Genomic DNA, 15,197 nt, shown 5'->3' on the forward strand with positions numbered 1-15,197 from the left:
GATTTTCAACCTCATATTTACTGAAGTTTTAGCCAGAGGGAAGAGGTGTAAATGTTTACCACACGTCGCAGGTGGGATCGCAGAGGCTTACAAATTGGGTTACTAGCGCTAGTCATAGGTAGTACCTGGATATTGAGACAGACTCAAGGGGCGCTGCTGCTGGAGGCATATCAAGCGATAACCCGTCCATTGCAAATGTTGCAAACTGGAACAAGTCCCGAAGAGCGTCTCCGGGATGCCCGATTATTAGAATTGCAAACGCGCATCCAAGATCTAGAAAGTCAAAATAAAAAGTTACAAAATTTATTAGGCTACATAGAAAAAGAACCAATCGCATCACGCCCAATTCAATCGCGGGTGGTGGGACGCAGCGCTGACAATTGGTGGCAGCAAATTACCCTCAATCGTGGTGCAAACTCAGGTATTCAGGAAGGCTACATAGTCAAAGCTGAAGGCGGTTTGGTGGGTCTGGTACAAAGTGTAACTCCTAATACTAGTCGTGTGTTACTCATTAGTGACCTCAAGAGTCAGGTGGGTGTAACAATTAGTCGCACAGCTGCAAAGGGTGTTTTGCGGGGAGATTCTTCAGCCGAAGCTGTACTGGAGTTTTATGAAAAAGTTCCTAATGTGAAGGTGGGAGATTTAGTTTCCACATCCACTTACAGTATGAAGTTTCCTTCAGGTTTGGCGGTAGGAAGAATCAAATCTTTGGATTTAAAGAAACTCCCAGCATCTGTAGCCAAAGTTGAACTATTCCCGCCGATTCGGTCCCTAGATTGGGTAAGTGTATACCCCAAACCAGAAAACCCAGAGACAGAAATTCCAACGCCGGCAAATCCACAGCCAGCAAAACAAGAGCCTAAAAAATTGAATTAGTTAGATTCCAGAAAATTGCTGAAAACGATGAAAATTCCGGCATTTGGTGGCAAAAGGCAAAAAAAGCCAAAATCGCCAGGGCGCAAATCCCAACTTCCAATTAAGCCTTTGGCTCGTTGGCATCCGCGCACACGTCAGCTGCTAAATTGGACAATAACAGTTGGGTCTGTATTGTTATGTTTGCTGTTGTTACCATCGCGCTTGCCAGGTATGGAATTATTGGGAATTGGACCCAACTGGCTGTTAATTTGGGTGGTTTCTTGGAGTGTGAAACGTAGCGTCTTTGCCGGCGCATTTGCTGGTATAGTTCTGGGGCTACTTCAAGATGCCATGACTTCACCTGACCCTACTCATGCCGTGAGTCTAGGGATAGTGGGAATGTTAACTAGTGTGATTCAGAAGCAGCGGTTTATCCAAGAAGATTTTATTTCTATTGCCTTAATTGTCTTTGTGATGGCAATTTTATCAGAAACTATTTTTGGGTTGCAATTGACTTTCACTGGCGATGGCTACGGCGGGCAAAGCATACGCAAATTTGAAGATATCTGGACATATTATCAGCGTGTGGCTCTGGCTTCTGCTATTCTCAGTAGTCTGTGGGCACCTGTGGTTTATTATCCCCTAAATCGTTGGTGGCAGCAGATAAAATTATTAGAACAATCTTAAGGATTTTACAGATAGGGTAGGGGCGCAAGGCCTTGCGCCCCTACAGCTTATCGATGTGTTGCAAAGATTTAATGGAATGGAATTGAAGATTCAAAATTGAAAATCTAAGAGAGCGTTTTTTAGAGGTTGTTTCAAACATCCTTTTATACCAATTTGAAAACAGAATGGGACAGATAGGGTAGGGGCGCAAGGCCTTGCGCCCCTACAGCTTATCGATGTGTTGCAAAGATTTTTTGAATTGGTCAGGACTTACGCTAGTAGTCTGTCAATTTTGTTTTGAGGGATTTTTGGTAGTGTGAGCGTCTCGCTCACGCGGGCAAGATGCCCGCACTACAGTCGATCATTTTTATCTTGACACAGTAGAGCGTCTCGCTCACGCGGGCAAGATGCCCGCACTACAGTCGATCATTTTTATCTTGACACAGTAGAGCGTCTCGCTCACGCGGGCAAGATGCCCGCACTACAGTCCATCATTTTTATCTTGACACAGTAGAGCGTCTCGCTCACGCGGGCAAGATGCCCGCACTACAGTCCATCATTTTTATCTTGACACAGTAGAGCGTCTCGCTCACGCGGGCAAGATGCCCGCACTACAGTCCATCATTTTTATCTTCACACAGTACTAGTGTCACATTTAAAGAATGGTGCGTGACGCCACAAGTCTTGTAACTACGTACAATATTTATCGCTGCGTCACGCACCCTACGATTATTAATGTGCCCGGAGAGTAGGTCCTATTGGTATTAGATTTGTTTCACCCACAAGGGGTCTGTAAGGTATCAAAAGAAAAATCCAAAATCCAAAATCCAAAATCCGAAATCCAAAATCTAAAATTGATTCAATCCTTCCGCTCTGCTATCCTCAATTTGGCGGAGCGCGATCGCGGGTTATTGATAATTTCCTCTTCTTGTGCAGTAATTGGCTTTTTGGTCAATACCCGCAACAAAGGCGAATTTCTTAACCCGTGTTTTGCTATGCGGTCTTCTAGACTATGAAAACTGATAATCGCAATTTTTCCACCAGGGACAAGCGCATTCGGGGCTTTATCTATAAAGGTTTCTAGGGATTTTAATTCGTCATTGACGACAATTCGCAAAGCTTGAAACACACGGGTAGCCGGGTGGATTCTACCATAACGGTATTTAGGAGGAACAGAAGAGGCGATCGCCTGTGCTAATTCCACAGTTGTATGTAGCGGGCGTCTTTCGACAATCCGCCTAGCAATCCGCCGTGAAAGTCGTTCCTCACCGTATTTAAAGAAAATATCGGCTAATTCCGCTTCCTCCCACTCATTAATCACATCAGCCGCCGTCAGCGCTTGTTGCTGGTTCATTCGCATATCCAGCAGAGCTTCATGGCGAAAGCTAAAACCCCGTTCTGGCCTATCCAGATGGTAAGAACTCACCCCTAAATCAGCCAAAATTCCGTCAAAAGTATTCCGTGGAAACTCGTAGCTGGCAAAATTGGTGTGGATAAATTGTATGCGATCGCCATAATCAGCTAAAGACTTCCGCGCCGCCATCAAAGCATCCTCATCTTGGTCAATGGCTGTTAAGCGCACATCAAAAGCAGCGTCTAAAATCAGGCGACTGTGACCACCACCGCCTACCGTCGTATCCAAATAATGGCCGCCAGGACGCACCGCCAAACCCTCAATTACCTCCCGACTCAGCACAGGAATATGGGAAAACGTGAGTTCTTCTAAATCCAGCGGTGTTTGCGAATCTGATTTCATCGTTAATTGGGGATTGGGGATTGGGTAAGCTGTTCCGTATCTAGTTTACATATTTAAATTTAATCAAACTCTTGTGGGAACCCTAGTTATGCAATTTAAATGTGGATGGAACATCTGATAATTTTTCACAGTCCCTAGTACTTAAAATTATATGTTGAATTTTATGATGAAAATTTTCTCGGTTGGTCTTTTGTCATCTCTCTCAGCTTTGGCAATTTTATCTACACCTAAAATTGCTTTATCTCAATCAAATGTCTCACCTATATGTCAAGCATTGGCGTTCGGACAGTGGGCTGACGTTAAAAAACTTCTAGAAACTAGCACTAATCCTAATGAATCGTGTGATGTGGGAGATTATGTATTTTTTGTGCTGCATTCTGTGATTGAACAAGGTGATGTCAGTTTAGTAAAGTCATTGATTGCTAAAGGTGCTGACATTAAAGCCAAAGACTCGAGGGGGAACACAGCATTACACTTTGCGGGTGGTTCATTAGAATTAGCCAAGCTATTTATTGATCTGGGTTTGGATGTTAATGCTAAGAATAATTATAATATGACGCCTTTGCACGGTTACTATGGTAGATTGACCAAGGAAGTTGCAGAATTATTAATTGCTAAAGGTGCAGATGTTAATGCTAGAACCAATGAAAACTCTACACCTTTAATTGAGGCTGCCGGTAAGTTAGACTTAGCGCAACTTTTGCTCGATAAGGGTGCAGATATTAACGCCAGAACCAATCAAAATTTTACAGCGCTACATTATGCGATCGCTCGCCCAGATTTGGCTAAATTACTAATTGACCGTGGTGCTAAGTTAGATATTCTTAACGATAGAGGTCTAGGGGTAATCCATAACCCAAATTTGAGTCAAGAAACATTACAATTACTCCTGGCTAAGGGCGTAAATGTGAATTTTAAAAGCGCCGATGGGAAAACACCACTGCACTACTATATTGCCAATCCAGAGTTGATGAAAATCCTCATCGCTAAAGGGGCAAATATCAACGCCAAGGATAACTTAGGGAGAACACCCCTACACTACGCAATCAGAAAATCAGGAACCCTTTTGCTAGCTAAAGGTGCAAATATTAACGCTAGAGACAATTCTGGTAAAACTCCTTTGCATACCGCCGTCATCGCCTACTCTCGCCTGGATTTTATCGAATTTTTGCTGATGAAAAAAGCTAATGTCAATGTCCGAGATCAAGAAGGCAAAACTCCATTAAAGCTAGCTTTAGCAAAAGGCGATAGTAGGATAATTCAACTGCTAAAACGCTATGGCGGTAAAGTTTGAACCAAGTCTAGGGTCAAAAGTCCATAGTCCTGCTTTTGAGGGGCTTTGAGTTTTCCCCTTGACCCTTGAGTCTCGACTCTTGTGAAAAAATTCCTGCACTTCAACGCCTTGCACTCCACCTCCATATAATAATTGAATAAGTGCAACACAATTAAACATCAACCAAAACCCCTCTGCTACGGTCTTCTCTCCAAGATACCCCTGAAGCGGATAACTCTTAATATTGCCCCTACAATCAGTATGTGGCAGACAAAAGAAATCGGGTCTGGTTGGCATCTACGCGGTCCAATTCACATTTTTCATGAACGGGAGAACACTGAATCTATGGCAAGAATAGAAACCCGCACCGAACCGATGGTGCTAAATATGGGACCGCACCATCCCTCAATGCACGGAGTTCTGCGGCTAATTGTCACCCTGGATGGCGAGGATGTCATTGATTGTGAACCAGTAATTGGCTACCTGCACCGGGGAATGGAAAAAATCGCCGAAAACCGTACCACTGTGATGTACGTCCCCTACGTGAGTCGGTGGGACTACGCAGCGGGGATGTTTAACGAAGCAGTCACCGTTAACGCGCCAGAAAAACTCGCAGGTATTGCTGTCCCCAAACGCGCCAGCTACATTCGCGTCATCATGCTGGAATTAAACCGCATCGCCAACCACTTGCTATGGTTTGGGCCATTCCTTGCTGACGTGGGCGCTCAAACTCCCTTCTTCTACCAGTTCCGCGAACGGGAGATGATTTATGATTTGTGGGAAGCAGCGACTGGTTATCGCATGGTCAATAATAACTACTTCCGCGTCGGTGGTGTAGCTGCTGATTTACCCTACGGTTGGGTAGATAAATGCTCAGAATTCTGCGACTACTTACTCCCCAAAATTGACGAGTACGAAAAGTTAGTTACCAATAACCCCATTTTCCGGCGTCGTATTGAAGGTATTGGTACAATTAGTCGCGACGAAGCCATTAACTGGGGACTTTCCGGTCCGATGTTACGCGCGTCTGGGGTGAAGTGGGATTTACGGAAAGTAGACCATTACGAATGTTACGACGATTTCGACTGGGAAGTGCAGTGGGAAACCGCCGGTGATTGCTTCGCCCGTTACGTGGTGCGGATGCGGGAAATGCGCGAATCTGTGAAAATTATTCGCCAAGCAATTAAAGGACTTCCTGGCGGACCTTATGAAAACCTCGAAGCCAAGCGTTTAGCTGCTGGGAAAAAATCAGAATGGGATGCTTTTGATTACCAATACATTGGTAAGAAAGTTGCGCCTACCTTTAAAATTCCCAAAGGTGAAATTTACGCCCGTGTCGAAAGCGGTAAAGGTGAACTAGGAATTTATTTGGTTGGCGATGATAATGTTTTCCCTGCGCGTTGGAAGATTCGCGCTGCAGATTTCAACAACCTACAAATTCTCCCCCATTTATTGCGGGGAATGAAAGTGGCAGATGTTGTGGTCATTCTGGGAAGCATTGACGTGATTATGGGTTCTGTGGACAGATAAGTATTTTTTTGAAATCCTACACACCCTGGGGACACAAGAGGGCACGGCAATGCCGTGCCCCTACCAAGGTATTTGTATCATAAACTCGGATACATATAGAAGCGAATAGGGGCACGGCATTGTTCCCTACCAACGTATTTGTATCATAGTTAAAGTGAAACGGTATAACACCAAGGTCCACTATAGCGTTTCCCAACCTAGTAAGGTATACCCGTAGGGGCACGGCACTGCCGTGCCCTTACACCTTGCGATATAATGTTTTACCTCATCTGAATGGGAACCGCTATAACGCAGCTTTTTGCTCCATTAACGCAGCTTTTTTCTGAAACGACGCAGCTTTTTGCTCCGTCAACGCAGCTTTGAACTCCGTCAACGCAGCTTTTTTCTCCATTAACGCAGCTTTGAACTCCGTCAACGCAGCTTTTTGCTCCGTGAACGCAGCTTTTTTCTCCGACGACGCAGCTTTTTGCTCCGACGACGCAGCTTTTTGCTCCGTGAACGCAGCTTTTTGCTCCGTGAACGCAGCTTTTTGCTCCGTGAACGCAGCTTTTTGCTCCGTGAACGCAGCTTTGAACTCCGACGACGAGGCTTTTTGCTCCGACGACGAGGCTTTTTGCTCCGTTAACGAGTATCAGAACTCCGTCAGCCTCAAAATTAGGTCAACGCGACAAACATCCACCTTCCCCTGTTAAATTCTACTTCTCTCCCCCCTACTCCCAATCTCAATCAATTACACTATATACGTAACATGCCGATATATTTTTACCTATGCGTACCAGTATTGAATTACTCAGCCAGCTATACAACGCCTTTAACCCCTTTGAACCCTTACCCGCAGGCGATATCAGGTATGTAGACTGTCAGGATGTGCGGGGAGACGCGGATATTTTGACAGAGTTGGGAAATAAAATGCAACTGACCAATACAAATACTTGCCAATTGTACTCTGGTCATCGGGGCGGGGGGAAATCTACAGAATTACTCAGGTTAAAAAAATATTTAGAAAATCGCCAATTTTATGTAGTCTATTTTGCGGCTGATGAAGAGGATATTGATTCCGAAGACGCTCAATATACAGATATACTCCTCGCTTGTACTCGCCGCTTAATTAAAGATTTACGCTCAATTGCTAATCCTCGTCCAATATTAAACTGGTTACAAGAACGCTGGCAAGATGTTAAAGACTTAGTACAAACTGAGATAAACTTTGAAAGCATGGCTATAGAACTGCAGCTTTCGCAATTTGCCAAACTCACCACAAATGTCAAAGCCGTTCCCCAAGTACGTCAACAAATTCGCCAAAAAATTAACCCCCACACCGTCACTTTAATTCAAGCCTTAAATGAATTTCTCACAGAAGCCAGAAATAAACTTCCCAACGGCTACACTAAATTGGCGGTAATTGTCGATAATTTAGACCGCATGGTGTTAGTTAAAAACGAAGAACGCACCAATTACGATGAAGTTTTTTTAGACCGTAGCGAACAACTCCAAGCCTTAGACTGTCATCTAATTTACACCGTCCCCATTTCCCTGCTTTATTCTAAACGAGCCACAGATCTGCGGGATATCTACGGTGAACCCTTAATTTTACCGATGATTATGGTCAAAACAAGGGATGGGGAGATTTATCAGCCAGGACTGAAGAAAGTTAAAGAAGTAATTTACAAACGAATTCGACCAATAGCACCGGAATTATCACTAGAAAAAGACATATTTGAGAATTCCCACACCTTAGAAGGACTCTGTTTAATGAGTGGAGGTCACGTCAGGAATTTGCTATTGTTAACACAAGACGCCATAGGCAGAATTGACGAATTACCGATTACAGAAAAAGCGGTGAAACGAGCAATTACTCAAGCCAGAGATACCTATCGCCGCGCCGTCGAAGAAAGTCAATGGGGTTTATTAGCAGAAGTTTCCCGTACCAAGCGCATTATTAATGCTGACCAATATCGCAGCTTAATGTATAACCGTTGTTTGTTAGAATATCGATATTTGGATGATAATGATGAAATTCAGCGTTGGTATGATATCCATCCCTTAATTCAAGGCGTACCGGAATTTAAAGAAGCAGTCGCAAAACTTCCATGAACCTGATATTTTTTATCGCTTTTGTAAAAATATATATAGCGTTTCCTATCCAAATGCGTTACAACATTCTATCGTGACGTGTAGGGGCACGGCAATGCCGTGCCCCTACGGGTGTACCTGGGTTTAAGAGACTAATTGAAAATAGCAAAACGTCCATGAACGCAAATCTAGATAATTGGGATGACGATTTACCCCCAGAACCACAAGCAGCCTATCAAGACTTACTCCGCGCACTCAAGCGCAGAACAGGCTTTGGCTTGTATTTTGTCCAATGTACACCCGTGGAAGCAGACAATTTAATTGTCAAACTTCCTCATGATATTCCCCATAAGCAGATAGAAGTTTTGCGCTTAGTTGAATCGATTGATAATTTATATGAGCGTGTAGCTGAGTTTGTCAAAAATAAGCAAGTTGATATTTTATTGATTAAAGGTCTGGAATATTCTTTATATAAATATGAAAAAAGAACTTATGGCGCAATCACCGAAAATAGATTTAGTAATTTAGAGAGTGTGCCGCATATTTTAAATCATCTCAATCAACACCGAGAACGGTATAGAGATGATTTACCGTTTTGTTTTGTATTTCTGTTGCGTTCATTTTCCCTCAACTATTTAATTCACCGCGCCGCCGATTTTTTTGATTGGCGTTCGGGAGTATTTGAATTACCCACTACGCCAGAATTGGTAGAAAAAGAATCAACTCGTTTATTAGATGAAGCAGATTATGATGAATACTTGAAACTGAGCCAAGAACAAAAAATAGAGAAAATACTGGAAATTCAAGACTTACTAGCAGAGCAACATCAGACAGAAAGTCATAAAGCTAGGTTACTACGTGAACTCGGTAGACTGTTAGATTCTGCTAATGAATATGAAGCTGCGATCGCTTGCTATGACAAAGCCTTGTCCATTCAACCTGATTACCACCAAGCTTGGAACAACCGGGGGAATGCGCTCAGAAATTTAGGACGCTATGAAGAAGCGTTAACGAATTTCTGCGAAGCAATCGCTTCCTATGACAAAGCCTTGTCCATTCAACCTGATTACCACTATGCTTGGAACAACCGGGGGAATGCGCTCAGAAATTTAGGACGCTATGAAGAAGCAATCGCTTCCTATGACAAAGCCTTATCTATTAAACCTGATTACCACTATGCTTGGTACAACCGGGGGATTGTGCTAGGGAATTTAGGACGCGATGAAGAAGAGATCGCTTCCTATGACAAAGTGGTGGAAATTCAACCTGATTACCAGGATGCTTGGTACAACCGGGGGAATGCGCTATTTAATTTAGGACGCGATGAAGAAGCAATCGCTTCCTATGACAAAGCCTTATCTATTAAACCTGATGACCACGAAGCTTGGAACAACCGGGGGAATGCGCTGAGAAATTTAGGACGCAATGAAGAAGCGATGGCTTGTTATGACAAAGCCTTATCCATTCAACCTGATTACCACGAAGCTTGGAACAGCCGGGGGATTGCGCTAGTAAATTTAGGACGCGATGAAGAAGCGATGGCTTGTTATGACAAAGCCTTGTCCATTCAACCTGATTACTACTATGCTTGGTACAACAAAGCTTGCTGTTACGCCCTTCAAGGTAACATTAATCAAGCAATTGAAAACCTGCAAATTGCAATTAATTTAAATCCTCAAAGATATCGTGAATTGGCAAAAACTGACTCAGATTTTGATAGCATTCGCGATGATGAGCGGTTTCAGGCGTTGATTCAAGAATAGTATACAGTAGGGGCACGGCATCCAAAATCTTTTCTTCTAATGACAATTTTATTCGTGCCGTGCCCCTACGACAATTTTCCTTAACTGAACTGTACAATACACTCTCTACATTGCCTAAAATTTTCACCGATAAGTATAATAATGACAATACCAACCAAAAACTATGGAAAATAAACTGATTACTCTGACTTACGAAATTGAACTACAACCAGGAGAAAAATTAAATATCCCAGAAACATTACTCGAAAGCGTCGGAGCAGGAAGTTGGGTAATTACCATCCAAAAAAAGGCAAAATTACCTGTAGATACTCGTCGCCATGATGCCTTTTTGCAAGGTTACGCACCAGAAGACGAAGGACTTTATGATGATTATCCAAGCCGGTGAATTTTGGGTAGCAGATATTCCATTGCACTTGGTATACCTGAAGGGGCACGGCATCCAAAATCTTTTCTTCTAATGACAATTTTATTCATGCCGTGCCCCTACGACAATTTTCCTTAACTGAACTGTATTGAGATAAAATTATCAAACCGATGTGGGAGATTCATCAATGCAATTAGTCAGTCGTGAGTATATCGAAATCGCTGCTGATGTGCGGAGTGGAAAACCGTGCATTGTTGGTACTCGTATTGCGGTAGAGGATGTGGCGATGATGCATTTAAAGCTGGGGTATTCCTTAGTAGAGATTGCTGGTAAATATGACCTGTCACTCGCATCTGTTTATGCAGCAATGGCTTATTACTTTGATCACCGAGAAGAGATTGATCAGCGCACAGCACAAGAGGATGAGATAGTTGAGGTGCTAAAGCAAAATCATTCCTCTCCTCTTCAAGAGAAGCTGAGACAGTTGAGAAATGAGTGAACGGTCAATTAAAAATTCCCCCACAATAACTTACAGCCCCGCCTATACCATCGTCCCGACCTACGAATGCTTTAACCGCTGTACCTACTGTAACTTTCGCACCGACCCAGGTAAAAGTCCTTGGATGACATTATCAGCAGCCGAAAGCATTTTTAACCAACTGCAAAACCAAAATATTTGTGAAATCCTCATCCTTAGTGGTGAAGTTCATCCCCATTCACCAAAGCGCCTAGAGTGGTTTGAGCGAATTTATGATTTATGTCAATTAGCATTAACAATGGGTTTTCTTCCCCATACAAACGCCGGATCACTCAGTTTTGCAGAAATACAAAAGCTGAAAAATGTCAATGTTTCAATGGGGCTAATGTTAGAACAATTAACACCAACTTTATTAAATACTGTTCATCGACACGCACCCAGCAAAATACCAGAAGTGCGGTTACAACAATTAGCATGGGCGGGAGAATTACAGATACCCTTCACCACAGGTTTATTATTAGGAATTGGCGAAACAGAAGATGATTGGTGGGAAACATTACAAGCCATATCACACATCCATCAACGTTACCATCACATTCAAGAAGTTATTTTGCAACCCCATAGCCCCGGACTTCAACAAACCTTTGATGCACCACCTTTTAACCCCCATCAACTACCAGAGGTAATTGCTAAAGCACGGCAAATTTTACCGCCAGATATGACAATTCAAATTCCGCCAAACTTAGTCAAAGATGACCAATGGTTACTTGCTTGTATCGCCGCAGGCGCAACAGATTTAGGCGGAATCGGTCCAAAAGATGAAGTGAATCCTGATTATCCCCATCTGCAGGAACAGGCATTAAGAGAAATTTTACAACCTGCAGGCTGGGAATTGGTGCCGCGTTTGCCGGTTTATCCGCAATTTGATCATTGGTTGACAGGTGAGTTACAGACAGCGGTGAAGCGATGGCGATTTTCTCGTTATGGTAATGTTATCTCAGAGGCGGAGCCTCAATAATACATTCCTAGTCGGAGACTAGGAACGAGATACGTCCGAGACTAGGAACGAGATACGTGCGAGACTAATGTTATCTCAGAACTATTTGTTTAGGCGGATAAATTTTTAGATACCCCTAAATCCACACGATATGATACCAGCTGTAGGGGCACGGCAATGCCGTGCCCCTACGCGAAATCTACATGTGTCAGCGTTTTAGTGGTATTGTATAAGACTTTGAAATCGCGGGACTAGGGAGTAGGAACGAGATACAATGACGACCCGCGCCGCTTAACTCACCTTAAACGTCTCCACAGTCTCCTGTAACTCTTGGGAAATCTGGACAGTTTGTTGCAGAGATTGGGAAACTAGAAGGGAAGAGTCGCTGGTACGTTGTGAGATGGCCGCGATATGTTTGATCAATTGGCTAACAGTTTGAGATGTTTGTACCTGAGATGCGGTTGCGGTGGAAATCGATTGCACTAGGTAGTCAATTTGGTAAGAGACATCCAAAATCTGGCTTAAACTCTGCTTCGCATCTTTGACGATGCGGGTACCTTCGACAACTTGGGTGGTTCCCTGTTCCATTGTCTCCACTAGTTCGCTGGTTTCCCGTTGGATATTGGCGACAATCTGTTCAATTTCTTGGGTGGCGAAAGCGGCGCGGGCTGCTAGTTCACCGACTTCTTCTGCAACTATAGCAAAGCCTTGACCTTCTTCACCTGCACGTCCAGCTTCAATCCCGGCGTTGATGGCTAATAAGTTGGTTTGCAGGGCTATTTGGTTAATTATGGATACTACACGAGAAATTTCTTGGGTAGATTCTCCTAGGCGCTTGACTTTTTTGGCAGTTTCGCCAACGGTTTCTCGCACAGACAGGATATTTTCTACGGTCAAATCCATTGCTTCTCCACTTTCGGTAGCGGTAAGTGAAGCATTTTGTGCTACTGTGGCAGCTTGTTGAGCGCTTTGGGCTACGGCTTGAATGGAATCGGTCATTTGCTCAATAGCATCCAAAACACTATTAATTTCCGCAGCTTGAGTCAGTGATTCTTCTGCTAGTTGGCGGATGGCGTCTTCATTCGAGCCGATCGCACTATTAACCTGGCTCGCTGATGTTTTGACTTTAGTCACAATTGCGCGCAGACTTTCGACGATAGAGTTAAAGAAGTCAGCAACAGTACCAATTTCTCCTTCCTTGACTTCAGCACGCACCGTCAAATCCCCTTGGGTGACACCTTCAATATCATTCAGCAGTTCTAAAAGTTGCAGTTGTAAGGCTTCTTTTTGAAGTCGTTCTTCCACGGAAACTGTTTCTGCAGTTTGACGACTTTGTTCTACCTTTTGCAGCAAATCTGCTTGTTCTAGAGCGTAACCAACTTGAATTGCTACCTGTTTAAACAAATTGATTTCTATATCTTGCCATTGACGGGGACTAGAACATTGATGAGCCACGAATAAACCATCTAACTTTTTGTTAACGAAAATCGGCGCTAGTAAATACGCCTTGATGGTAAATGCTTCGAGTTGCTTGAGGTAAGATTGGCTCAAACGAACTGCATAAATATTGTCAATTGCTTTGACAGTACCTATTTCATATTCATCTGATTCCTCCGCAACTAGATAGGGGTTAGCAATGGTGGTGCTTAAAATTGCCGAAAATTGATAGCCAACAGATTCAGCAATTATTGTTCCTTCCCCGGATTGGTTTAAACGATAATAAAGTAGGCGATCGCTTTCTAAAGCTTCTCTGAGGTTACTGACTGCAGTCTTTAAGATTTTTTCGCTGTTGAGTGTTTCCCGCAGACTCCCTGTGATTTGATTGAGTTGCAATGCGAGTTTGGCTTCCTGTTCTTGACGGCGAGATTGGACTGTAATACTGTCAGCCATTTCGTTAAAAGCAACAGCTAATTGTCCTACTTCATCAGTAGAAAATACCTCAGATCGCGCAGTGCGATCGCCTGCTGCAAATTTTTGGGTGGTTTGCTGTAAATGCTCAATCGGTGTAATAATTGCTCGCTTGAGAAGTAACGCCCAGATAAAAATGATCGCTAACGCTAGAAAAACTGTAAATATTTCTACGAATAAACTTTGTTCGAGCAATTTATTCACAGCCCTTTCTGGAGTTCCCCGCACTAAAATAGCGATGGGCTGTTTACTAAACTCAACTCGTTGTTTATCTGCTTCTTCAACAATTTTATTGGGTACAGCCTTAGCGGCGACTGTATAGGTTGTGTCTCCTATCAGTATTCGCTCACTCACTATTTTTCCTTCAGGAGATTTGGCTGCGGCTTCCAATAAAGATTTACCTGCTTCTTTGGGTAACTCTAAATTAGATGTAGCTTGATTTAATTCTTCAGATTGTCCTTGATCTAAAGCTGTAGCTAAGGTAAATTCTCCCTTAGTGTTACGAAAATAAATAGCACTGTAACCGCCGCCAGTCGCTTTTAATGTGCTTTTAACAATTGGGTCTTTACCATTGACAATATCACCAGAAACTAACGCCCCAATCACTTCTTTTGTGCGGGAATCTTTGACAGGTGTTACCGTGTAACGAATCAAAGCATCTTGCTTGTTGAAACTATCTGGTAAAGGGGGTGACTCTTGACTCAATTCTGACGAACTGACAATTCTAGTAGCTTTAATTTGTTGAGGATTAGCTAACACCTCACTTACCAAGTTGTCGGGATTAAAAAATTCACCCCTCCGGTCAGAATTGGCATTAACAATAATTCTTAAATCTTTGCCTACAAGGGTAGCATACTCAATTTTTCTAGCTTTAATTTCGTTAACAAAAATCTGCTTCACTTCCGCCCTAAATCCAAAACCTAAAGCGTTACCTGAAGCATGAATAACTGCTGCTTTAATAATTGAGGGATTATCTGATTGTCCACGAAAGCCAAAGCCCATTTGATTGACTTTGATATTGTAATTAATATCGGTAACAGCGAGTTCTGATTTTGCCTGTTCGAGCAATTGAGTGCGTAAACCGCTGGTAATAACCAATGTGCCTACAATACCTATGCCGAGAATAGATACCAATTCCGAAGCCAGCAAAGCAATCCATTGTTTGCGGCTAATAGGAAGATTATAAAATCTTTGGAGTAAGGATGTTTTTTCTGTTGGAGAAGCAGGAGTATTTGTTATATTAGGTGGCAATATTTTGTTTTGAGGTAATGATATTTTAGAATTCGGTAAGCCAATTTTCTGCTTTTTTTTAGTCCGATTAAATCCATTATTCATCATGCAAATCCTCTGGTTTCGTAAGTAAATAATACAAATGCCAAACTTATTGTGGTGTACCCTAATCAATAATCGAACTACAGTAGATTTCCCTGAGATGATATGCATTTAACAAGAGTCAACCGTCAACAGTAAATAAACCACGCATCCTGTCCGCAAGGACTTGCGCCCCTAAAAGGATCTGTGGTTATTACCTGAA

General features: G+C 42.9%; 13 protein-coding genes. 10 read left to right on the forward strand and 3 right to left on the reverse strand.

Going from position 1 to position 15,197, the window contains the following annotated elements:
* Positions 1-51: 51 nt before the first annotated feature.
* The gene (gene mreC, locus HEQ19_29960; protein WYM03073.1) at positions 52-876 is read left to right on the forward strand and encodes a rod shape-determining protein MreC; all 825 of its coding nucleotides are present in this window, start codon (positions 52-54) and stop codon (positions 874-876) included.
* Between the two features lie 27 nt (positions 877-903).
* Complete coding sequence (gene mreD, locus HEQ19_29965; protein WYM03074.1) at positions 904-1,542, forward strand: rod shape-determining protein MreD; 639 nt, start codon at positions 904-906, stop codon at positions 1,540-1,542.
* 838 nt (positions 1,543-2,380) lie between these two features.
* On the opposite strand, the gene rsmH is transcribed toward mreD, so the two are convergent.
* Positions 2,381-3,277 carry a 16S rRNA (cytosine(1402)-N(4))-methyltransferase RsmH gene (rsmH, locus tag HEQ19_29970; protein WYM03075.1) on the reverse strand — a complete coding sequence of 299 codons (897 nt, stop codon included), beginning with the start codon at positions 3,275-3,277 and terminating at the stop codon, positions 2,381-2,383.
* Between the two features lie 163 nt (positions 3,278-3,440).
* Here rsmH and HEQ19_29975 point away from each other — a divergent pair, with 163 nt between their 5' ends.
* Both HEQ19_29975 and HEQ19_29980 read left to right on the forward strand, forming a co-directional pair.
* Positions 3,441-4,571: an ankyrin repeat domain-containing protein gene (locus tag HEQ19_29975; GenBank protein WYM03076.1), complete on the forward strand. Its 1,131-nt coding sequence runs from the start codon at positions 3,441-3,443 to the stop codon at positions 4,569-4,571.
* Between the two features lie 324 nt (positions 4,572-4,895).
* Positions 4,896-6,080, forward strand: a complete 1,185-nt coding sequence (locus tag HEQ19_29980; GenBank protein WYM03698.1) for an NAD(P)H-quinone oxidoreductase subunit H — start codon at positions 4,896-4,898, stop codon at positions 6,078-6,080.
* Positions 6,081-6,363: 283 nt separating this feature from the next.
* Here HEQ19_29980 and HEQ19_31525 read toward each other — a convergent pair whose 3' ends face one another.
* Positions 6,364-6,495 carry a hypothetical protein gene (locus HEQ19_31525; GenBank protein WZI67069.1) on the reverse strand — a complete coding sequence of 44 codons (132 nt, stop codon included), beginning with the start codon at positions 6,493-6,495 and terminating at the stop codon, positions 6,364-6,366.
* A gap of 9 nt (positions 6,496-6,504) precedes the next feature.
* Between HEQ19_31525 and HEQ19_29990 the strand changes: the two genes are divergently transcribed.
* The 6 genes from HEQ19_29990 (at position 6,505) to cofG (ending at position 11,776) form a co-directional block, all read left to right on the forward strand.
* Positions 6,505-6,705: a hypothetical protein gene (locus tag HEQ19_29990; GenBank protein ID WYM03077.1), complete on the forward strand. Its 201-nt coding sequence runs from the start codon at positions 6,505-6,507 to the stop codon at positions 6,703-6,705.
* Positions 6,706-6,848: 143 nt separating this feature from the next.
* On the forward strand, positions 6,849-8,174 hold the full coding sequence (locus HEQ19_29995) for an ATP-binding protein (protein ID WYM03078.1): 1,326 nt from the start codon (positions 6,849-6,851) through the stop codon (positions 8,172-8,174).
* A gap of 155 nt (positions 8,175-8,329) precedes the next feature.
* Positions 8,330-9,916, forward strand: coding sequence for a tetratricopeptide repeat protein (locus tag HEQ19_30000; GenBank protein ID WYM03079.1), 1,587 nt, complete (start codon positions 8,330-8,332; stop codon positions 9,914-9,916).
* A gap of 163 nt (positions 9,917-10,079) precedes the next feature.
* Positions 10,080-10,301, forward strand: a complete 222-nt coding sequence (locus HEQ19_30005; protein WYM03080.1) for a hypothetical protein — start codon at positions 10,080-10,082, stop codon at positions 10,299-10,301.
* 166 nt (positions 10,302-10,467) lie between these two features.
* Positions 10,468-10,779, forward strand: a complete 312-nt coding sequence (locus HEQ19_30010) for a DUF433 domain-containing protein (protein ID WYM03081.1) — start codon at positions 10,468-10,470, stop codon at positions 10,777-10,779.
* The gene (cofG, locus tag HEQ19_30015; protein ID WYM03082.1) at positions 10,772-11,776 is read left to right on the forward strand and encodes a 7,8-didemethyl-8-hydroxy-5-deazariboflavin synthase subunit CofG; all 1,005 of its coding nucleotides are present in this window, start codon (positions 10,772-10,774) and stop codon (positions 11,774-11,776) included. The genes HEQ19_30010 and cofG overlap by 8 nt, the downstream gene beginning before the upstream one ends.
* A gap of 270 nt (positions 11,777-12,046) precedes the next feature.
* Here the strand turns inward: cofG and HEQ19_30020 are convergent, their stop codons facing one another.
* On the reverse strand, positions 12,047-15,001 hold the full coding sequence (locus HEQ19_30020; protein WYM03699.2) for a methyl-accepting chemotaxis protein: 2,955 nt from the start codon (positions 14,999-15,001) through the stop codon (positions 12,047-12,049).
* Between the last annotated feature and the right edge of the window lie 196 nt (positions 15,002-15,197).

The organism is Gloeotrichia echinulata CP02, assembly GCA_038087035.1.
In the GTDB taxonomy this organism is placed as follows: Bacteria; Cyanobacteriota; Cyanobacteriia; order Cyanobacteriales; family Nostocaceae; genus Gloeotrichia; species Gloeotrichia echinulata.

Coding starts and splice junctions, on each gene's coding strand:
- cofG (WYM03082.1), top strand. CDS start 10,772: ATGAGTGAACGGTCAATTAAAAATTCCCCCACAATAACTTACAGCCCC.
- HEQ19_30005 (WYM03080.1), top strand. CDS start 10,080: ATGGAAAATAAACTGATTACTCTGACTTACGAAATTGAACTACAACCA.
- HEQ19_30020 (WYM03699.2), bottom strand. CDS start 15,001: ATGATGAATAATGGATTTAATCGGACTAAAAAAAAGCAGAAAATTGGC.
- HEQ19_30000 (WYM03079.1), top strand. CDS start 8,330: ATGAACGCAAATCTAGATAATTGGGATGACGATTTACCCCCAGAACCA.
- HEQ19_29975 (WYM03076.1), top strand. CDS start 3,441: ATGATGAAAATTTTCTCGGTTGGTCTTTTGTCATCTCTCTCAGCTTTG.
- mreD (WYM03074.1), top strand. CDS start 904: ATGAAAATTCCGGCATTTGGTGGCAAAAGGCAAAAAAAGCCAAAATCG.
- HEQ19_29995 (WYM03078.1), top strand. CDS start 6,849: ATGCGTACCAGTATTGAATTACTCAGCCAGCTATACAACGCCTTTAAC.
- HEQ19_29980 (WYM03698.1), top strand. CDS start 4,896: ATGGCAAGAATAGAAACCCGCACCGAACCGATGGTGCTAAATATGGGA.
- rsmH (WYM03075.1), bottom strand. CDS start 3,277: ATGAAATCAGATTCGCAAACACCGCTGGATTTAGAAGAACTCACGTTT.
- HEQ19_30010 (WYM03081.1), top strand. CDS start 10,468: ATGCAATTAGTCAGTCGTGAGTATATCGAAATCGCTGCTGATGTGCGG.
- mreC (WYM03073.1), top strand. CDS start 52: ATGTTTACCACACGTCGCAGGTGGGATCGCAGAGGCTTACAAATTGGG.